This window comes from Agrobacterium albertimagni AOL15, assembly GCF_000300855.1.
Classification (GTDB): domain Bacteria; phylum Pseudomonadota; class Alphaproteobacteria; order Rhizobiales; family Rhizobiaceae; genus Allorhizobium; species Allorhizobium albertimagni.
Genome location: NZ_ALJF01000012.1, coordinates 60858 through 80720 on the forward strand (window position 1 = coordinate 60858; position 19863 = coordinate 80720).

A 19863-nucleotide genomic window follows, 5' to 3' on the forward strand; every position below is an offset into this window, starting at 1 on the left:
CACGGAAAACAGTAAAGGCAGTTCAGGCCAATTCCGTTTCTTGCCCTGTCAATGCCTGTGCGCCGCTCTCCCCGTATGACAGGTTCTGGCTTGCCGATTGAGGTCGCCTTTGGTGCGAAGCCTAATCCGTTTGGTCTGGGGTTGGGGTAGATTGGGGGTAAGCTGTAAGAAGCGCGTCTCTGGCGCATGTTGTTGACGCTTATCCGCCGCGCGTGATCTGGGCGGTTCGTTCATGGCGATTTCGCAGGTGCAAGGGTTCTTACTCGTCGTCACGCCGTCGACTTCCGCAAGTAACCCCAGAGCACGCTGTCGCTCAGGAAGAGAGGGCGTCTACATTGCAGTTCCAAGCAAATGATCCGGACTGTATCGATTTCACGAAAAGCTAACCCGCCGAAGTCCTTAGTCTGGGAGGTGCCAGAGTCGCTCGGTGAAGGCCAGGAAGGTGTCGTTTGCAGCTTAGCGTAGAGGGGCTTCGTCGAGCCGACGGTAAAACTATTCCGCCGATCCGATCATCTCTCGGCCGCTATATCCAAGCGCCAGGGACGCGCTCGCGCCTGCATGCTGGAGAAGTTTGACATACTCGTGTCGCCGTGCCTCATCGAAGCGAAACAACGGGAAGGCGATCGACATCGCGGCGACAGGCTTGCCCATGTAGTTGAAGATTGGGATCGCCATGCATCGCACTCCGGCTTCGCTTTCCTCCACTTCCTCTGCGAAGCCTTGGCGTCTCGTGGCATGGAGAACATCGATCAAGGTCTCAAGATCTGTGATCGTGCGCGGTGCGCGTTTCGTCAATTCCGTCTTCGACAGCCGTTCCCTGATCTCCTCATCGTCACGCCAGGCCAGTAGCGCCTTGCCAAGCGACGTGCTGTGAAGGGGATTGCGCAGGCCAAGCGTCGATTTCATCGACAGGTTATAGGCTGAATCATATTTGTGGATGTAGACGACCCGCTGGTCCCGGTCATCCAGTATGCCGAGGTTGATCGATTCCCCCGTTGCACGCGAAAGCTTGCCCATGGCCTGGTCGGCCACACGGAGCAACTCGGTCTGCTCGGTCAAGGAGCGTGCCCCAAGGCTGAAAAGCTTCAGGGTCAGTCCGTATTTTTCTGTTTCTGGATCCTGCTCGACATATCCCAGTTCCACCATGGTCTGCAGCAGGCGATGTGCCGTGGTCTTGGATGTCATGGCGCGTTGCGCCAGATCGGCAAGGCCCATCCGCTTTTCTTCGACCAGAGCCTCGATCACCGCGAACACCTTGAGGACCGCAGCCACGTTCTCGGATTTTGGCTCAGCTTTGGAAGGAGTGTCAGACATAGGTGTTCTGCATTTTTCGGAATTTCATTCTGGAATTCTCGTGCGGCTGTGTCAAGCTGCGCGCCAAGCGGGTGCGCCTTCGCATGTCTGCTCTCAATGGTTTGAATATTGCCCTGAAATTTGCGAGTTGAAAAGTCATTAGGAGTGTGATTTCTTAAATTCCGGAATAGCGTTCCGAAAATTTTTCATTGAGGACCATTAGAATGCATCCGCTGCTGCAACAGAAGGCCCATATCTTGGAGCGCGATGCGGTCTGCGATCTCATCGATCGGCTTGCCCAAAACCTGATCCATATCGAGGATAAGACCGGCGAATTTCTCCTGCGGCTGGATGATGGCCGGGTTATCGACACCAAGGGCTGGAGCGGTTGGGAATGGACCCACGGGATCGGGCTCTATGGCTTGTTGAAGTATTGGCAGCTCACAGGCGACCAGACGGCGATCGCGATCATCCGTGAGTGGTTCGATGCACGGCTGATCGAGGGTACGCCAACGAAAAACATCAACACAGTGGCGCCATTCCTGACTTTGGCGCACCTCTATGAGCTCGCACCAGAACCACCGTGGCGCGCCTATCTGGAAAGCTGGGCGGAATGGGTGATGTACGAGATGCCAAGGACGCGCGAAGGCGGCCTGCAGCATATCGTATACAACAGCGTGAACGATCAGCAGATGTGGGACGACACGCTGATGATGAGTGTTCTGCCACTTGCCAAGATCGGTCTGGTCCTCGATCGCCCGGAATTCGTCGAAGAGGCCAAGTACCAGTTTCTCGTCCACGCCCAATACCTGATGGATACCGAGACGGGCCTGTGGTTCCATGGCTGGACATCCGATGGCAACCACAACTTCGCCCGTGCTCGGTGGGCGCGCGGCAACAGCTGGGTAACCATTGCCATTCCGGAATTCATCGAGCTCGTCGGATTGGGCGAGAGTGATCCATTGCGGCGCCATCTCATTTCGATTTTGTCGCGACAGGCGGAAACACTGAAGGAGTTTCAGGATGGCTCCGGTCTCTGGCACACGCTCATAGACGACCGTTCCAGCTACCTGGAGGCATCCGCGACCGCTGGCTTTGCCTATGGGCTGATGAAGGCGGTGCGCAAGCGCTACCTGGATAAGAGCCATCTGCCGGTTGCCGAGCGCGCGATGAAAGCGGTCATCGACAACGTCAGTCCTGAAGGGGAGCTACAGCAGGTCTCGTTCGGAACGGCGATGGGCCACGACCTCGATTTCTATCGGCAGATCAAGCGCACGGCGATGCCTTATGGGCAGGCCATGGCAATGTTCTGTCTGACCGAGCTTCTGCGCAGCCACATCTAGGCTTTGCAGAACATAGACGACGGCGACTTCTCTTGGAGGAGGTGGGTCACCGGCGAAGCAGACGACAGTGACATCGGACGGGGGCGTGAGTGCTTACCCGTCAGTCTTAGGAGGAGGAGATCATGATCAAACTGACGAGACGCAACATGCTTGGAACCATGGGGGCAGTTGCTGCTACCTCGCTCCTTCCCGCCTTGCCCGCTTTGGCCAGTACACGGTCGATCCGGCATTATTGGTGGGGCAATCCCGAGCGTGACAAGCGCACCTTTGCCGTAATCGAAGCTTTTCAGAAGAAGAACCCAGACATTGCTGTGTCGGGTGAGACGATCGGCTGGGGTGACTACTGGACGAAGATGGCGACGCAGACGGCCGGGCGCAACATGGCCGACTTGGTGCAGATGGACTATCGCTACCTGTTCGAATATGTGCGCCGCGGCGCGCTTCAGCCGCTTGATGCCCATATCGGCAAGGGGTTGATGATTGCGGATTTCGACGCGGGCCCGGTGTCCGGCGGCAAGGTCGATGGTGAGCTCTTCGCGCTCAATATCGGCTCCAACAGTCAGGTCATGGTCTACAATACGCGGGTGTTCGAGGAGGCCGGTGTCGATTTCGACCTGATCAACTGGACCTGGGACGATTTCGCGGCGGCTTGTGAAAAAGTCACGGCCAAGACGAGCGGCGCGGTTCGGGGCGCCGACGACATGTCACTGATGATTGAGACCTTCGAGTCCTGGGCTCGTCAAAATGGCCACGAATTCTATGACGAAAACGGTCAGGTCGTCGTTACGGCCGAAGACGTTGCTGGCTATTGGCAATACTGGGCGGATTTGCGCAAAGAGGGGCTCGTGCGCGACAAGGATCGCACGCTCATTCTAGACGCCCCGATTGCCGAGATGGGCGTGCCGGTTGGCGACACTGCCGTCTCACATTTCTGGTCCAACCAGCTCGTCGGCATCCAGGCGGTTGCCAAGGACAAGATTGGTGCGGCGATGGTGCCACACAAACCGGGAGCTGGACAGCCAGGGCAGTTTATCAAGCCCTCGATGTTCCTGTCCCTGAGCCGTGATGCCAAGGACGTCGACGCCGCGATTGCCTACATGAACGCATGGGTTAACGATCCAGATATCACCGGCATCCTTGGTCTTGAACGCGGCATTCCTGCCTCGCCGACGGTGCGTGAAGCGCTTCAGCCCAGCCTGACCGATGTCGAAAAACTCTCTGTCGATTACTTCGAAGCGATCAAGGACAAGGTCAGTCCTCTACCGCTGCCGGCGCCAAAGGGCGCGGGCGAGGTGCGCGACGCCTTCATGCGTATCGGCTCGGAAGTGGTCCTCGGGAAAATGGAAGCCAAGGACGCAGCGGCTGTCTTCGTTGAGGATGCCCAGGCCATCGTCGAGCGGGCGCTGTAGTCGCTCCCGAGCCCGCGGCTCCGGGTCGGATCAGTCCTACCCGGGGCCGGGTTTCCCGCCAGAAGGTTTTGTGAATGAAACGCTTTCTTGCGCGCAATGCGCCGGCCTACATGTTCCTGCTGCCCTGGTTGCTGGGGTTTTTCCTCCTCGCACTCGGACCGATCCTGGCATCGCTCTATCTGTCGTTCACCCGCTATGACATGGTGGGTGCACCCCGTTGGACAGGGCTTGCGAACTACGAGTACATGTTGACCCGTGATCGACGTTTCTGGAAGGCGCTCGAGGTCACGTTCCATTATGTCGCGCTTTCCGTCCCAGCCAGATTGATCATGGCGCTAGGCGTCGCAATGTTGCTCGACAAGGGGCTTCGAACCATCGGTCTCTACCGGGCGATCTTCTATCTGCCGTCCTTGCTTGGCGCCTCGATTGCCATCGCCATTCTTTGGCGGGAATTGTTTGCAGCCGAGGGGGCCGTCAATCAGGTGCTTGGCCAGTTCGGTATTCGGGCCTCGTCCTGGATCACCGATCCCAACACCTCGCTCTACACACTGGTGATCCTTGCCATGTGGCAATTCGGTTCGCCTATGTTAATCTTCCTCGCCGGTTTGCGCGGCATTCCCCAAGATCTCTATGAGGCTGCCGAAATCGACGGCACGCCGAAGTGGCGTCAATTCACCCGGATCACCCTGCCGCTGCTCGCGCCGGTCATCTTCTTCAACCTCGTCTTGCAGACGATCGAGGCCTTCAAGACCTTTGCGAGCGCCTTCATCATATCGAACGGCACCGGGGCGCCGGCTGACAGCCTCCTTTTCTACACGGTCTATCTTTTCAACGAGGCCTTCAAGTTTTTCCGAATGGGCTACGCCTCAGCGCTGGCCTGGGTGCTGCTGCTGATCATCGCCCTCTTCACGGCGCTGGCTTTCGCAACCTCCAAGTATTGGGTGCATTATGAAAACGAACGCGACTGAACTCGAGTTGACGCTGCAGCTCGACGAGGCTGCGCGGATCGCTCACGAGATGCGCCTGAGACGGGAGAGGCGCGACAGAAATGGGCGAATTCTGAAGCACCTGTTTCTGATCGGCATTTCCGTGATCATGCTATATCCGCTGTTCTGGCTTCTGGCGTCGTCCTTCAAGCCGGAAAATGAGATCTTTGGCAGCCTAACGCTCTGGCCGTCGGAGTTCCGTTTCGAGAACTACACGGAAGGCTGGTTTGCCTTGCCGGTGTCGTTCACGACCTTCTACTGGAATTCCACCATCGTCACCCTACTGTCGGTCATCGGCAATCTCATCTCCTGTTCCTTTGCAGCCTATGCCTTTGCCCGGCTGCGGTTCACGGGCCGAAACTTCTTCTTCGCCCTGATGATGATGACACTGATGATCCCATATCATGTGGTTCTCATCCCCCAATATGTCCTCTTCCTGCAACTTGGCTGGGTCGATACCTACCTGCCGCTGGTCGTACCAAGGTTTCTCGCCTCCGAGGCCTTCTTCATCTTCCTGATGGTCCAGTTCTTCCGGCAGTTGCCCAAGGAACTGGACGAGGCGGCGATGATCGATGGTTGCTCGCCCTTCAAGATCTACTGGGCGATCATCCTGCCGCTTTCTCTGCCTGCCATGGGAACGGCTGCGATCTTCTCGCTGATCTGGACATGGGAGGATTTCCTGGCGCCCCTCATCTATCTCAACGACATCAAGAGCTACACCGTGCCGCTCGGACTTCGCCTCTTCCTCGATCAGGAAGGCCAGTCCGCCTATGGCCAGATGTTCGCCATGTCCGTGCTCTCCCTGGTTCCGGTCGTCATCTTCTTCGTCCTGTTCCAGAAAATGATCGTGCGTGGCATCGCCACATCCGGAATGAAGTAAGGAATCTAAAGACATGGCTGGATTGACGCTTCGCAATGTCGGCAAGCGCTATGGTGCGCTTTCGATCATCCAGGGGCTGAACCTCGACATTCATGACGGCGAGTTCCTCGTTCTCGTCGGTCCATCCGGCTGTGGCAAGTCGACCTTGCTGCGCATGATTGCCGGACTGGAAGATATCACTGACGGCACGGTCTCGATCGGCGACAAGGTTGTGAACGACTTGCCTGCCTCGAAGCGCGAGCTGTCGATGGTATTTCAGAGCTATGCGCTCTATCCGCATATGACGGTGCGCAAGAACCTCGCCTTCGGTCTGCAGAACTTTAAGATGTCCAAGGCCGAAGTCGAGCGGCGCGTGGCGGAAGCAGCCCGCATCCTTCAGATCGAACCCTTGATGGATCGCAAGCCGCGGCAGCTTTCGGGCGGTCAGAAGCAGCGTGTTGCGATCGGCCGTGCGATTGTCCGCGAGCCTAAGCTCTTCCTGTTCGACGAACCGCTTTCCAACCTCGATGCTGAACTGCGCGTCCAGATGCGCGCGGAACTTGCTTCGCTCTATGCCCGGCTTGGCACAACGATGATTTATGTCACCCACGACCAAGTCGAAGCCATGACCATGGCGAGCCGGATTGTCGTCTTGCGCAGCGGCAAGATCGAACAGGTGGGGACGCCGCAGGAGCTCTACACGCGTCCTCAGAACCTGTTCGTCGCTGGCTTCATCGGATCGCCGAAGATCAACATGCTGAAGGCAGATGTCCTGCGTGACGGCGCGACCGCTCGGGTGCGCGTCGAGGGCTGGCCCGAATTTGCCATCGCCGATCTACCAACCCGGGACACTCAGCTGACATTGTGCGTGCGCCCGGGCGCACTTCTGGTCGGCGCCGGGACGATCCAGACCCCGGCCTCCGTCCGCCTTGTCGAATATCTCGGCAGCGAGACGTTGCTGCATCTGGTCTTGCCCAATGGCCAGGTGGTTCTGGTGAGCGATAACGGGAAGGCCTCCTATCGCCAGGGGGACACAGTTACGGTCGGTTTCGAGCCCGAGGCCATCCATTATTTCGACGCTTCCGGTCAGCGTGTCGAGCCCACTGGCGAGAGGGTCTGAGACGGTGAAGATTGCAATTGTTGGATGCGGCTCGCGCCACAAGATGTTTCGTGATTCCATCGCAGATGATTATGCCGACAAACATGAAATCGTCGCACTCTGCGACAGTAACCCGCATCGGCTGGGCGAGGCCGCCAAGGCATTGGCAAAGCCCAGCACCAACGGTGTGGCAACCTATCTCGCCGAAGACTTCGAGCGGCTGATTGCGGAGCAGAGGCCTGATACGGTTGTGGTCGCGACGCCGGACTTTTTGCATGCGGATTACATTGTCCGCGCGTTCGAGGCCGGCTGTGACGTCATCTGCGAAAAGCCGCTCACCATCGACCTCACGCGCCTGAAGATGATCGTTGATGCGCAGGCCCGGACGGGGCGCAAGGTGCAGGTCACCTTCAACTATCGCTATTCACCGGCCCGTACCCAGATCAAAGAGCTGATCTCCTCCGGCGCGATCGGCGAGGTAACTGCCGTCGATTTCCGCTGGCATCTCGACCGTGTTCATGGCGCTGATTACTTCCGAAGATGGCACCGCCAGAAGGAGAATTCCGGGGGGCTGCTCGTCCATAAATCAACCCATCATTTCGACCTCTTGAACTGGTGGCTCGGGACGGTGCCGACGGCGGTGTTCGCGTCCGGTAGGCGCGCCTTCTATCGCCCGGAAACGGCCGCAGCACTCGGCCTCGAAGGGCGTGGGACAAGGTGCCACGGCTGTCCCGTGGCCACCAAATGCGACTTCGCGCTAGACTTGGCGGCCGACGAAAGCCTGAGGAACCTCTATCTCGAGGCGGAAGGCGCAGACAGCTACTTCCGTGATCTTTGCGTTTTTGATGACGAGATCGGCATCGAAGACACTATGCAGGCTCATATCCGCTATGCGTCTGGTGTTACCGCCAACTATACGCTGACGGCCTATTCGACCTGGGAAGGGCTGGAGATCAAGTTTCAGGGGACCAAGGGCGATATCACGCACCGTCATGTCGAGGTCCATGGTGTCTTCGGCGGCACGCGTGCGCATGCCGACGCGGATGCCGTCACCACCGAGCTCCACCTGGCCGGACAGATGCCTCGCCTTCTTGAGGTCCCCACTGCCAGCGGGCATCACGGCGGGGCCGATCCCGTGATGCTGGGTTACATCTTCGATCCCGAGGGCATGACACCGGATCAATATGGTCGCGCATCCGATCATGTCGCTGGCGCCTGGTCGATCCTGACCGGGATTGCAGCCAACGCGTCCATCGAGACGGGCTCGGTCGTCGATATCAAATCAATGCTGCGGTCGCGCGGTATCAAGCTGGAGCACTAGCGCCATGGGAAAAAGCATCAAGTTTGCGGTCATCGGCGTCGATCACGGCCATATATACGGTATGATCGATGGCCTTCTATCCGCCGGCGCCGAGTTTGCCGGATGGTGCACAGGACCGGAAACCCCCAATGAGGTGAGCGGTGCTTTCGGAACCTGTTATGATGCCTTTCCCATGCTATCGGAAGAAAGGGTCCTGGAGGATACGAGCATCAGCTTGATCCTGTCGGCTGCGATCAACAGCGACAGGACCGATATCGCGATCCGGTCCATGCAGCACGGCAAGGATGTGCTGGTCGACAAGCCTGGCTGCACGAGCTTCGAGCAGCTGAGCCGGATCAAGGCCGTGGTTGAGGCGACCGGTCGTCGCTGGGTCGTGTGCTTCTCCGAACGATTGACGGTCGAAAGTACCACGGTCGTCGATCGGCTGATCAGCGAAGGCCGTGTCGGTCGGGTTGTTCAGACCGTTGGTCTCGGCCCTCATAGACGCAACGCGCATCTGCGTCCGGCATGGTTCTGGGAGAGACATCGAAGCGGCGGGATCCTTAATGACATCTGTGCCCATCAATACGACCAGTTTCTACATTTTACCGGCTCGACTGAGGCGCGCGTGATCTCGGCGCATGTCGGCAATGTCGCCAATCCGGAGCGGCCGGACTTTCACGATTTCGGCGAGGTTCTGCTGGAGGGCAGTGGCGGGCGCGGTTATGCCCGCGTCGACTGGTTGACTCCGGACGGATTGCCGACCTGGGGGGACGGTCGCATGACCATTCTCGGGACCGAGGGCTACATCGAAATGCGGAAATATATCGATATCGGAGGAGAGCCCGGGGGTGATCACGTCTTCCTCGTCGATAGGAAGGGGATCCAGCGGTTTAAAGCGGAAGGGGCCGGCACACCTTTCTTTGGCAAGTTCCTGCGCGACGTTGATGAGCGTAGCGAGACGGCGATGCGGCAGGATCACGCCTTTCTTGCAACAGAACTTTCGCTTCAGGCGCAGCGGATGGCAGAAGAGGAGATGACCAGATGAACGACCGGATCAAAGTGGCGGTACTGGGGGCTGGCATCGGCAAATCGCATATCTTGGGCTATGCCGAACTCTCCGACCTCTACGAAGTCGTCGGGGTCTGCGACCTCGACCCGGAAAAGGCTGAGGCAGGCGCTAAGCTTGCACAGGGAGCAAGGCCCCTCACCGCTGTGGCGGATGTCTTCTCGGACAAGAGCATAGACTTGGTCGACATCTGCCTCCCGCCGCATCTGCATGCCTCCATGACAATTGCGGCACTTGATGCCGGCAAGCATGTGGTTTGCGAGAAGCCAATTGCGGGCTCCATGGCCGATATTCGTCGGATATTGGCTGCCGCACAGCGCGCAGGAAGACAGGTGTTTCCGGTTTTTCAGTATCGCTATGGTGCCGGCTACAGGGCAGCCCATGCGCTCAAGGATAAGGCGATGCTCGGAAAGCCCTATGTTATGGCTCTTGAGACCCATTGGCAGCGCGGGACGGACTACTACGTCGAACGCTGGCGCGGCAGCTGGCATGGCGAACTGGGCGGCGCGATCGTTAGCCATGCCATCCATGCCCACAATCTTGTCACGCTGCTCGCTGGCAACATCCGTTCTGTGGCCGCCTTTCTCGACACAAGGGTCAATCCGATCGAGACCGAGGACTGCGCCGCAATCAGCATGAAAACGTCTGAGGGCGCGCTGGTCACGTCCTCCATCACGCTGGGGGCGGCCGGAAGCAAGTCGCGTTTCAGGGCCTGCTTTGAACAAGTCACGATCACGTCAGGGATTGAGCCGTATCACGTCGGTGCTGGCCCCTGGGCGTTTGAGGCCACCGACCCGGCGCAGCAGGCGGAGTTTGATGCCGTTCTTGCTGGCGTTCCTCATGTCGCTGACCGCTTCGCCGGACAGTTCGCGGATATCTATCACTGGCTTCGCGGAATGCCTGATCTCTACCTGCCCACATTCCAGGAAGCTGAGCATTCCATCGACTTGATCACGGCCATTTACGAGTCCGCGCGGAGTTCCCGTATCGTCGATCTCCCGTTGCCGCATGATCATGGCCTGATGGAAGGCTGGCAGCCTCAAGTCTCAGGGCATGATGTCCTTGGTCATCGCCCGCCCGCAATTGGGATGATGGGGACTGCTTCATCAGTTTGACCGTCTGGACACACAGTCTCGTGTCTCGCACTGCACATCGCCGTCACGCGATGGGTGTCGGCTTATTTTATCGCGCAAAGGCCAGAGGCTTTCCTGTCGATGCATGGATCATCACGTCCATCGGCAAGCCGTAGACCCGCTGCAGGGCCTCTGGCGTCACGACCGACTCTGGCGTCCCTTGCATGATCAACCGGCCGGAATGAAGGGCGATGATGGTGTCGCAGAAGCGCGCCGCCATGTTCACGTCATGCAGGACGATGATGATGCCGAGGCCCTTCTCCTGAGACAGTTTGCGGATCAGTGAGAGGACCTCAAGCTGGTGAGCGATGTCGAGGGCGGAGATCGGTTCGTCGAGCAACAGGCATTCCGTATCCTGAGCCACCAGCATGGCGAGCCAGGCGCGTTGTCGTTCGCCGCCGGAGAGGGTGTCGACGAGGCGGTCGGCGAGCGGGGCGACGCCGGTCAATGCAATTGCCTCCTCTGTCTTTCGTCTGTCAACCTCGCCGAACCGACCGAGGGCGCCGTGCCAGGGATAGCGTCCCAGCGAGACGAGTTCGCGGACGGTCATTCCGGCAGCCGAGGGCAGGTGCTGCGCCAGATAGGCGATCTTGCGTGCCAATGCTCGGTCGCCCCAAGCGTCAAGCGGCCGTCCGTCCAGGGTGATGCTGCCGCTCGTGGGCGCTTGCTGACGTGCCAGAAGTTTGACAAGCGTCGACTTGCCGGAGCCGTTATGCCCGATCAGTCCGAGAACCTGACCATCCATCGGGATGTCAAGCGTCAACGGCGCAAGAATGGGCCGCTCGACCACATTGAAGGCGACGTCGCAAAGCGAGAAGGTCGATCTCTGTCTGTTCAAGGTTTGATCCTTTTTACTCGATCTGGGCAGAGACTGCCGCAATCCTCGACGCCGGGAACCCGATCCCTCAGGCAGCAGACTTTCCGGCGACGCAGGCGCAATCCGTCTTCCTCGACGTAGCGGATGGCATCTGTCATCGGGGCGGGCAGGGCAAAGTCTGGGTTTTTCCCGGGAAGCTGCCTGACAATCCACTCGAGATAATGTGCCGCATTGCCCCAGAAGACTTTTCTCGACAGGCCGCTGCGCTTTGCCAGGGCTTCAACGAGCGGGGTCAGGTGCGTGGAGACGAGCAGGGAGGCTGTCTGGTCTGCCTCCTCTGTCGTGAAAGCAGAGGGGAGACCCAAGGCGACCGGCTCGCCGTCATCATCGACAACGATCTCTGTGGTCTCGATGTCGGCATGAACGGCTTGTCCCCCGATCACGGACAGGGCCATGACGGGGATGATCACGGTTGCCAGATATTTCTGCGACCATAAGGAAACCAAATAGCCATCGGATTTGACGCCAAAGCGACGTGCATAGCTTTGCATGAGACAAGCAAAGACATCAGCTTCCAGCACCTGTGCGGATGGCACCACCCTGCGGAATTCCGGTCCATGGGACAGTCTGTCCCGAATTGGCGCAAGCGGGCCGCTCAATCGCGAGAGCAGATCCTGCGGGTTGCCCATGCCGTTCATGGGTGCCTCCGGTATAGGAGCCAGAGGAAGTAAGGTCCACCGACGAAGGCGGCGAGGACGCCTGCGGGGATTTCGTAGGGGAAGTGAATGCTGCGACCGAGCCAGTCAGCCGCGGTCATCAAGGATGCCCCGATGGCTGTCGCACACAAGGCCCGGTTCAGCGGCTTTGGAGGCGCGGTCATGGCGGCGATGTGGGGAGCGATCAGTCCGACAAAGCTCAAGGGGCCGACGATCAAGGTCGCGCTGGCCGTCAGGACGGCTGACAGCGACAGGAGCGCGGTCCGGGACCGTCGTGGGGCAAGCCCCAGTTCGCGCGCCGCCTGGTCTCCGAGCGGCAGGATTTGCAGCCAGCGTCGAACAAGAGGGACCAGAGCCAGAGCGACCACCAACACAGCCAATCCCGCCAAGCCGGTGATTGCGGTTGCGCGGTAGGTCGGCCCCATCGACCAGGCCAGCACATAGACTGCACGCGGATCGCCGCTTGCCAGCACAACAGTGATGAGCGTGGCGGCAAATGTGCCGATGGCGGCACCTGCGAGCAGGACCGGCCCGGGCGCGTGGGCGGATTTCCGAGTGATGGCCATCATCACGAGAAATGTCGCGAGCGCCCCGCCAATGCCGCCGAGCAACATGACCAGCGGCGAGAAGGTGCCGGCCAGCAGTAGGGTCGCGATAATGCCAAGGGCGGCACCGGAACTGACGCCGAGGCCTTCGGGGCTTGCCAGCGGATTGGCGGTGACCGACTGCATGATCGTGCCGGCGAGCGCCAGCATGGCCCCGGCCGAGGCTGCCGCAAGGACCCGCGGCCATCGACCCGAAAACAGCTCCGCCGATGGAAGGTTGTCGATGAACAGCTGCTCGGAGAGAGAGAAGACAACGACTACGACCATCATGACGATCGCGATGAACAGGGCGAAGTGCGGGCGGTGGCGAGGGCTGGAGGTGGGCGTCCGGGCTTCCGCGTGCAGTGCCGTTAGAGGCATGTTTTTCAAAAGCACAAGCAGCAGGAACGCGCCGAAAAATGCGGTTGCCGTGCCGGTGGGCACTTCGGCGATATAGCGCGCCATGACCAGGACAGAACCATCGGCAAGAAGCAGGAGTGCTCCGCCTAGCAACGGCGACCACAACAAACGCTCCGAGAAGGTTCGGGCGCCCGCAAATCTCGCGAGGTGCGGCGCCGCAAGCCCGATGAAGGCGATGACGCCGACCCTTGCTACGACAAAGGCAGCGAGAACCGATGCGATGAACAAGGCGGCGAGCCTCAGTGTTCGGACGGGTACGCCGAGACTGCGACCGCTTGCATCGTCGAGCCCGGCAATCGCCAGCGGACGGGCGAGAAGCACAAGCATCGGAATGCAGACCGCCAAACGCCAGGCCAGTGCCACGGCATTGGAAAAGTCGTTCTGCACAAGCGAGCCGCTCGCCCAGATGAAGACGGAACGCAGATATTCATGATTGAAGAGCGCAAGGACGACCGATGCGGTTCCGGCAAAGAAACTGACGATCATGCCGGCAAGGAGCATGGTGACAGGTGAAAAGCCACCTCTCGACGCGAGCAGCATGACAAGCCCCAGCGTGGCCAGGGCTCCGGTGATCGCGGCCAACTCGATGGACCATACCGCCATGCCCGGCGCGGCGAGTGCCGCGAGCGTGATGGCAAGCTGCGCGCCCGACAGAAGTCCCATCGTGCTGGGTTCCGCCAAGGGGTTCTTCAGAACCTGTTGGAAGATAACTCCGGACAGTGAGAGGGCAGCTCCAGCAGACAGCGCCACGAAAATGCGGGGGAGAAGGGCGTAGTGTAGATAGATCTCGCCGAAGCTGTCTGGCGCAGGATCGAGGATCGCCGCCACGATCCGGGACAGGGGAACATGGCGGCTGTAGCCCACAATGGTCAGCGCCAGCGCAGACAAAAGCAGCAGTATGAACAGAAGGAGGGGTCGGTGCTTCATGCCGGTTGCAGCGCCTTTCCGAGGATCATCGCAAAGCGTAGGGCAGACGGCAGCGCGCCGAAAACCCAGGTCGGCGGGATGGTCACGACGCGGTTTGCCTTTACGGAGGGAATTGCTGTCCACAAATCGCTTCCGACAAGTTTCTCGGGTGGGCCCGGCTCGATGATGACGAGCCTTGCCTCCGGGTTTCGCGCAACTGCGTCCAGCCCCGAGGTCGAGAAACCCCAGTGATTGCCGGCCTCGGTCCAGGCGTTTTCAAGGCCGAGCCGGCCAAGTACGTCATGAAACAGGCTGCCGGGGCCGTATATGTCGAGGATGCGCTGGTCGGCGAATTTGACGATGAGCACGGGGCGTCCGTCATAGGAATGCAGACTGGCTCGGATCTCTGAGAGTGTTTGCTCGAAGTCCGCCTTGTATTGGAAGGCATGCTTCTCGCGCTGCAGTTGCGCGGCGATGGCATCGAGGCCGGCTTCGGCGAGCTGCAGCGGGCGGCGCTCAGGTGTGAAAAGCGGCAAGGCCAGCGTCGGCGCGATCTGTTCAAGGGTCGCCGCCTGCACGCCATAGCCAGCCTGGGTGAGGATCAGATCCGGTTGCAGGGATTTGAGCAGCTCCATATTGGGCCATGAGCGCAAACCGAGGTCGATCACGTCATGTGGTAGTTCGGGCGTAACCACGCGTTCCCTGTAGAGTTCGGCTTCCGCAATCGCATAGGGACGAGCACCGAGCGCTAGCAGTGTTTCGGCCCAGGCCCAGTCGAGGGCTGCAATGCGCGGCTCTGGCTGTTGCGCTCGGACGTACTGCGGCATGGCCAGGAACGCCAGCATCGCGGCGGAGAAGTTCCGCCGCGACCAGGCATGATTTGCAATGGTTCTCACGGAAGACGTCACCAGCTGTATTTCAGCGTTCCGTAGATCGTGCGTCCTTCGCCCCAATAGCAACCGGTGGTGCCGATGCAGGAGGAGACATACTTCTTGTCGAAGAGGTTGCTGACGTTGAGAGAGGCCTTGAGGCCTTCCAGCTTGGGATCCGCCTTGCCGAAATCGTAGCGGATGGCTGCATCGAACAAGGTGTAGCCGGGCACATCATAGACATTGGCATTGTCGCCATAGGTCTGACCGACATAGCGCGCACCGCCGCCGAAGCTCAGACCACCCCAGGCATCATCGGACTGGATGCTGTAGTCCAGCCAGAGGGCAGCCTGCTGTTCCGGCACGAAGGCAAGGCGTTTGCCCTGGTTGCTGATGCCTGAGCTATTGGGATTGTCGCGGGTGATTTCGCTGTCGGTATAGGCATAGGAGGCAATCACCGAGAATGCGTCATTGAGCTCGGCCTTGCCTTCCAGTTCGAGACCACGCATGCGCACCTCGCCAGTCTGCACACGATAGCTGGTGTTCACCGGGTCGGGCGTCAGCACGTTCTGTTGCGTCAACTGGTAGGCCGACAGGGAGATGAAGCTGTTCATACCTTCGGGCTGATACCTCAGGCCGACTTCGAACTGCTCGCCGGTGGTCGGATCGAACGGGACCGCCAGCCGGCTCGTGCCGCTCGCCGGATTGAACGAGGTCGAATAGCTTGCGTAAGGAGAGAAGCCGTTGTCGAAATTGTAGACGAGACCGGTTCTCCAGGTGAACTTGCCATCCTTTTGCTCGACGGTCGCGTCTTTGCTGCTGGTGCGCTCGCGCGTTTCCGTGTTGGCCCAGTCATATCGGCCGCCAAGCGAAAAGACCGCATTGCCCCATTCGATCTGGTCCTGCGCGTAGATGCCTGCCTGCGAACGATCCTGATCGATGCGAAGGGCTGTTGCCGGTCGCGTGATGCTGGTTGCACCGTACACCGGATCGTAGACGTTGAAGGGCCGCGTGATCACCGACAGGGCCGACTCTTCGAAACGGCTGTCTTCGAAGGAGTAGTCCAGGCCGAAGATCGCCGTATGGGACATGTCCCCGGTCGCGAAGCGGGCAATCGCCTGATTGTCGACGGTGAAGAGGCGCGAGCTCTCCGGGAAGGCCCAGGCGTAGCGGTACAGAGACGAAGGGTTGCACGAGGCAGCCGAGAGGCAATAGGCCTGAACGCGTTGGGTGTCGGTGTCGACATAGCCGTAGCGAAGGTTCTGCTTGAAGGTCCATGTCTCGTCGAATTCATGGGCGAACTCGTAGCCGATGAAGGCCTGCTCGTTCCTGAAACGGTCGTAGCCGGGCTCTCCCAGGAAGGCGTCGCGCGGCAGTTCGGCGTAGACGTTGGTGTAGAGCGTGCCGTTCGCGGTCAGGGCAGGGGCGCCACCGCCACCGGGAGAATCGATGTTCTGGTATTCGCCGAGAATGGTCAGCGACGTTCCTTCATCGGGCTGGAAGGTAAGCGACGGCGCGATATAGCCCTTGCGCTCTTCGACATAGTCGTATTGCGTATCACTCAGCCGGCCGACGCCGACCATGCGATAGAGCAACGTTCCTTCTTCATCGAGCTTTCCGCCGACATCGAAGGCTGCCTGGAAGCGATCGTGACTGCCATATTGCAGTTCGACTTCCCGGATTTCCTCGTCGCGAGGACGCTTGCTCACCATGTTGAGCATGCCGCCTGGCAGGCCCTGACCATAAAGCACCGAAGCCGGGCCCTTCAGGATCTCGGCACGCTCCAGACCATAGGGTTCGATCTTGGGCTGAGAATATCCGCGTGCTCCGAAGGGAAGCCGCAATCCATCGCGGTAGCGGCCGGGCACGAAACCGCGAACGGTCAACCAGTCATGCCTGACATCGGTGTCCGAGTACTGGGCCACGACGCCCGGCGTATAGCGCAGAACCTGGGTGACGGTCGCGGCACCCTGCGCTTCCATCTGGTCTCGGGTGACCACGTTGACCGCCTGCGGCGTGTTCTTCAGCGGTGTGCCGGTCTTTGTGCCGGTCGCACTTTGGGTTGCCACGATGCCATCCACGGGCCCCCAGGCGTTTTCTCCCTGGACCTCGATCGTGTTCAGCTGCGTCGAGCCGTCAGCGGCAACATTGTCAGCACCTGACGCCGGTGCCGAAATTGCGACCGTGCCGGCATTCGGGAAGGAATAGGTCAGGCCGGAGCCCGCAAGGATTTCGGCAAGCGCCTGTTCGCGCGTTGCCGAGCCGGAAAAACCGGGAGACGTTTTCCCGTTCGCTGCGGCCGAGAGATAGGTGACCTGCAAGCCGGCCTGCCGACCGAAGACGGTCAAGGCATTGTGCAGCGGACCAGCCGGTACGGAAAAGGACGACTGCGCGCTGCTTTGCGCGAAGGCCTGATCGACAGGGGCGGTCAGACCTACACCGATCGCCGTCGAAACCAGAAGTGCGGTCGCCAGCGCCCTTACCTTGCCATTGAATACTCTACGACGAATCCCGTGCCCCATAGCCTTTAGACCTCTCCAACTCTGCAACGCATGTGCAGGGACAGGCCGTGCCTGAGCATCATCCGATTTCTGTCCCTGAGACTGTTACAGTCGGGCTTTGGAAATTTTCACTCTGTCACTCATGTTTTTTCGAGAGACGTCACAGAGGCGAAATCACCGTGACGAAGGAGGTGACCCGGCGGACGCGGGCGCCTGTCGGATGCACCACTGCTTCGAGCGTGCGAAGCGGGTCGGTGAGGTCGAAAATGCCGCTGACGCGTTGGGCGCCGACGGAGGGATCGGCGATGACGATGCGTCCCGGTAGCCAGCGGCCGATGCGCGTAACGAGTGCGTCGACCGTTTCTTCCTCGGCGATGATCACGTTGTCGCGCCATGTGGCGATTTGACCGCTTTCCCGTCGGCCACGATCGATCCGTCCCGAGTCCGCATCCATCGTGAGCCATTGACCGTCTTCGAGCTGGACGCCGGCCTGAAGCAGCGCATTCGAGGCGTGCACATCCACGAGGCCATGATCGACGGTAACCGTCACGCTGTCATTGTCGCTCGAGACGTCGAAGGCGGTTCCGAGAGCAGTGGCGCGCAAATCCTTGCAGACGACAGAGAACGGACGGTCCAACTCCCTGGCCACCTCGAAAAAGCACATGCCGGCCAGGAGTTCGATCTCGCGCCGCTCTGTCTCGAAGTTAACGGCGATGGCACTTTCGGGGCCGAGGGTCGCAACGCTCCCGTCGGGAAGCGTGACCCTGCGGACTTCTCCCTTGTCGCTCATGTGGTCTGCGCGGGCTTCCAGTAGCATGCCTGGCGCGAAGGAATAGGCCGCCGATCCAAGGCCTAGTATTGTCAGGCCGCCAACCATGAAATTGCGGCGCGTCAGCCCCAGGCTCTCGCTGCGTTCGATGCGCCGCTTCTCACTCAGAAGCGTGCCCGATGCACCGTGAACCCGGGAGACACGACCCCAGATATCCTCATGCCGTTGGCTGCGCGCACGCCACGCCCGTATCAACTCGTCTGACACGGGATTGTCAGGATCATTTTGCTGCCGGATCATCAGATCGATTGCTTCATCGAGCAATCGCTCCTGATCGGGTATCGTCTCGGTCATCTGATCTCTTCCGCTGGGCGTGGCAGTCTCGACCGCCTCTGGTACTCAATACAATCGAGCATTGCGAATTTTCCGCCCTTTGGCCGAGAAATCAGGGCACATCCACGCTCAGCACCAGATGACGATAGGCGTCGCGGATCAGGGACCAGGCTCTTGTCGTCGATATGCCGAGTTCTTCCGCCACCTCTGCGATCGTCCTTTCGCCAAGGCGGTGCATCTCGAAGGCCTGGCGGGTCCGTTCCGGCAGTTCAGACAGGGCTTGGTGCGTTTGCACGAGGCATTGACGAGAATAGACTATTCTCTCCGGGGACGGTGCCGGATCGGCAACGTTGATCGCCTCCTCGTCATCGAGTGGCACCGTCTGGATCAGCGCTTCGCGCCGCTTGTGATTGATCCCGAGATTGCGGGCCGCTCGGTAGAGATAGGCGCCGGGATTGTGGTTCTCTGCGGCTTGCCCGGGAGGCTTTGAGATCACGCGCACGAACGCATCTTGCGTCAGATCGGCCGCGACATCGGGATTGAACCCGCTGCGCTGCAGTGATCTCGCCATTCCCGGCGCGTGGCGCCGAAACAGATTGTGGATGTCCCAAGTCAATTGCTGTCTGCCTTTCCAGTAGGTGAGCTACGACAGACTTGGAACCCGCGATATCTGCGAGCGGGAAATTGTGCACTGTCCTTTACTGAATTCAGTGTTGATCGCCTCGACAACGAAGTTGCTGATACGTGCACGGTGGTTCACTCTTGGCAGCATGATCTGCACAACAAAACTTGTATAACATATTCATGTTATCCTGTTGTGCAGGCAGAGAGCAAGCCCGGAGTTGCCGTCAGGTGCGAAAGGCGTGATCGAGAACCGGACGGAAGGCTTCAACTGGAGCCGTCACAGCCTCTGTGTTCTCTGCGTTCTTCAGCCCGCGACGTGACGATAGGCGCGGCGATAATAGACCAGAGCCTCCTCGCTTTCTCCATGATGAATCCCTTCCACGCTGCAGTACAAGACGCGATGGGTTCCGATATCGGATTGGTCGGTGATGCGGCATTCGAAGGAGACAAGCGCGTCTGTCAGAATGGGCGTGCCCGTCGTTCCCCTCGACCAGTCTGCGGCAGCGAAGCGCTCGTCGACCGGCGTCTTGCCACCAAACAGGTTGGAGAGGCCCTCGTGCCGGGAGGCGAGGACGTTTACGCAAACCACCCCATTGGTGGTAACCGCATCAAAGACGGATGCCGATCGGTTGAGGCAGATCAGCAGGGTTGCCGGGCTGTCAGTGACGCTGCAGACTGCGGTCGCGGCAAAGCCTGCGCGGCCCGCTGGGCCGTCGGTGGTGATGATGTTCACGGCTGCGCCCATCTTGGCCATGGCGTCGCGGAAGGCTTCACGCGTGACGGAAGAAACGGTTTCGAGGGGACCGTTGAAGCTCGGGATGCTGTTCATCGCT

17 protein-coding genes are annotated in these 19863 nt (G+C 59.8%); 8 read left to right on the forward strand and 9 right to left on the reverse strand.

From position 1 onward, the window contains the following. Positions 1-492 precede the first annotated feature (492 nt). A complete protein-coding gene (gene kdgR / locus QWE_RS15430) occupies positions 493-1314 on the reverse strand; it encodes a DNA-binding transcriptional regulator KdgR (RefSeq protein ID WP_006727084.1) in 822 nt (273 codons plus the stop codon). A gap of 203 nt (positions 1315-1517) precedes the next feature. Between kdgR and bglB the strand changes: the two genes are divergently transcribed. From bglB to QWE_RS15470, 8 genes are all read left to right on the forward strand, one after another. Then, positions 1518-2636, forward strand: coding sequence for a beta-galactosidase BglB (gene bglB / locus QWE_RS15435; RefSeq protein ID WP_006727085.1), 1119 nt, complete (start codon positions 1518-1520; stop codon positions 2634-2636). Between the two features lie 122 nt (positions 2637-2758). Continuing rightward, positions 2759-4045, forward strand: coding sequence for an ABC transporter substrate-binding protein (locus QWE_RS15440; protein WP_006727086.1), 1287 nt, complete (start codon positions 2759-2761; stop codon positions 4043-4045). Between the two features lie 74 nt (positions 4046-4119). Beyond that, positions 4120-5013 carry a carbohydrate ABC transporter permease gene (locus QWE_RS15445; RefSeq protein ID WP_006727087.1) on the forward strand — a complete coding sequence of 298 codons (894 nt, stop codon included), beginning with the start codon at positions 4120-4122 and terminating at the stop codon, positions 5011-5013. Positions 5014-5062: 49 nt separating this feature from the next. Beyond that, the gene (locus tag QWE_RS15450) at positions 5063-5911 is read left to right on the forward strand and encodes a carbohydrate ABC transporter permease (RefSeq protein WP_240532565.1); all 849 of its coding nucleotides are present in this window, start codon (positions 5063-5065) and stop codon (positions 5909-5911) included. Positions 5912-5924: 13 nt separating this feature from the next. Continuing rightward, a complete protein-coding gene (locus tag QWE_RS15455) occupies positions 5925-7010 on the forward strand; it encodes an ABC transporter ATP-binding protein (protein ID WP_006727089.1) in 1086 nt (361 codons plus the stop codon). A 4-nt stretch (positions 7011-7014) separates the two neighbouring features. After that, entirely contained in the window at positions 7015-8310 is a 1296-nt protein-coding gene (locus QWE_RS15460; RefSeq protein WP_006727090.1) for a Gfo/Idh/MocA family protein, read from the forward strand. A 4-nt stretch (positions 8311-8314) separates the two neighbouring features. Further along, entirely contained in the window at positions 8315-9337 is a 1023-nt protein-coding gene (locus QWE_RS15465; RefSeq protein WP_006727091.1) for a Gfo/Idh/MocA family protein, read from the forward strand. Beyond that, positions 9334-10473, forward strand: coding sequence for a Gfo/Idh/MocA family protein (locus QWE_RS15470; protein ID WP_006727092.1), 1140 nt, complete (start codon positions 9334-9336; stop codon positions 10471-10473). Before QWE_RS15465 ends, QWE_RS15470 begins: the two co-directional genes overlap by 4 nt. 67 nt (positions 10474-10540) lie before the next feature. Here QWE_RS15470 and QWE_RS15475 read toward each other — a convergent pair whose 3' ends face one another. From QWE_RS15475 to QWE_RS15510, 8 genes are all read right to left on the reverse strand, one after another. Continuing rightward, positions 10541-11329: an ATP-binding cassette domain-containing protein gene (locus QWE_RS15475; RefSeq protein ID WP_006727093.1), complete on the reverse strand. Its 789-nt coding sequence runs from the start codon at positions 11327-11329 to the stop codon at positions 10541-10543. Then, positions 11326-12006 (reverse strand): siderophore-iron reductase FhuF, encoded by a 681-nt coding sequence (gene fhuF, locus QWE_RS25000; protein ID WP_006727094.1) that lies wholly within the window; start codon positions 12004-12006, stop codon positions 11326-11328. The genes QWE_RS15475 and fhuF overlap by 4 nt, the downstream gene beginning before the upstream one ends. Next, positions 12003-13955: a Fe(3+)-hydroxamate ABC transporter permease FhuB gene (fhuB, locus tag QWE_RS15485; RefSeq protein ID WP_006727095.1), complete on the reverse strand. Its 1953-nt coding sequence runs from the start codon at positions 13953-13955 to the stop codon at positions 12003-12005. The genes fhuF and fhuB overlap by 4 nt, the downstream gene beginning before the upstream one ends. Further along, positions 13952-14830 carry an ABC transporter substrate-binding protein gene (locus QWE_RS15490; protein WP_240532562.1) on the reverse strand — a complete coding sequence of 293 codons (879 nt, stop codon included), beginning with the start codon at positions 14828-14830 and terminating at the stop codon, positions 13952-13954. The genes fhuB and QWE_RS15490 overlap by 4 nt, the downstream gene beginning before the upstream one ends. Positions 14831-14838: 8 nt before the next feature. Beyond that, positions 14839-17325 (reverse strand): TonB-dependent siderophore receptor, encoded by a 2487-nt coding sequence (locus tag QWE_RS15495; protein ID WP_006727097.1) that lies wholly within the window; start codon positions 17323-17325, stop codon positions 14839-14841. Between the two features lie 139 nt (positions 17326-17464). Further along, entirely contained in the window at positions 17465-18427 is a 963-nt protein-coding gene (locus QWE_RS15500; RefSeq protein ID WP_006727098.1) for a FecR family protein, read from the reverse strand. Between the two features lie 91 nt (positions 18428-18518). Continuing rightward, a complete protein-coding gene (locus QWE_RS15505; protein ID WP_040300363.1) occupies positions 18519-19022 on the reverse strand; it encodes a sigma-70 family RNA polymerase sigma factor in 504 nt (167 codons plus the stop codon). A 312-nt stretch (positions 19023-19334) separates the two neighbouring features. Further along, on the reverse strand, positions 19335-19859 hold the full coding sequence (locus QWE_RS15510; RefSeq protein ID WP_006727100.1) for a flavin reductase: 525 nt from the start codon (positions 19857-19859) through the stop codon (positions 19335-19337). Positions 19860-19863: the final 4 nt, after the last annotated feature.

Excerpts from the sequence above, each read along its gene's own strand:
- QWE_RS15500 (WP_006727098.1), bottom strand. The coding sequence starts at position 18,427 with ATGACCGAGACGATACCCGATCAGGAGCGATTGCTCGATGAAGCAATC.
- fhuB (WP_006727095.1), bottom strand. The coding sequence starts at position 13,955 with ATGAAGCACCGACCCCTCCTTCTGTTCATACTGCTGCTTTTGTCTGCG.
- QWE_RS15495 (WP_006727097.1), bottom strand. The coding sequence starts at position 17,325 with ATGGGGCACGGGATTCGTCGTAGAGTATTCAATGGCAAGGTAAGGGCG.
- QWE_RS15450 (WP_240532565.1), top strand. The coding sequence starts at position 5,063 with ATGCGCCTGAGACGGGAGAGGCGCGACAGAAATGGGCGAATTCTGAAG.
- QWE_RS15440 (WP_006727086.1), top strand. The coding sequence starts at position 2,759 with ATGATCAAACTGACGAGACGCAACATGCTTGGAACCATGGGGGCAGTT.
- QWE_RS15445 (WP_006727087.1), top strand. The coding sequence starts at position 4,120 with ATGAAACGCTTTCTTGCGCGCAATGCGCCGGCCTACATGTTCCTGCTG.
- fhuF (WP_006727094.1), bottom strand. The coding sequence starts at position 12,006 with ATGAACGGCATGGGCAACCCGCAGGATCTGCTCTCGCGATTGAGCGGC.
- QWE_RS15465 (WP_006727091.1), top strand. The coding sequence starts at position 8,315 with ATGGGAAAAAGCATCAAGTTTGCGGTCATCGGCGTCGATCACGGCCAT.
- QWE_RS15455 (WP_006727089.1), top strand. The coding sequence starts at position 5,925 with ATGGCTGGATTGACGCTTCGCAATGTCGGCAAGCGCTATGGTGCGCTT.
- kdgR (WP_006727084.1), bottom strand. The coding sequence starts at position 1,314 with ATGTCTGACACTCCTTCCAAAGCTGAGCCAAAATCCGAGAACGTGGCT.
- QWE_RS15470 (WP_006727092.1), top strand. The coding sequence starts at position 9,334 with ATGAACGACCGGATCAAAGTGGCGGTACTGGGGGCTGGCATCGGCAAA.
- bglB (WP_006727085.1), top strand. The coding sequence starts at position 1,518 with ATGCATCCGCTGCTGCAACAGAAGGCCCATATCTTGGAGCGCGATGCG.
- QWE_RS15510 (WP_006727100.1), bottom strand. The coding sequence starts at position 19,859 with ATGAACAGCATCCCGAGCTTCAACGGTCCCCTCGAAACCGTTTCTTCC.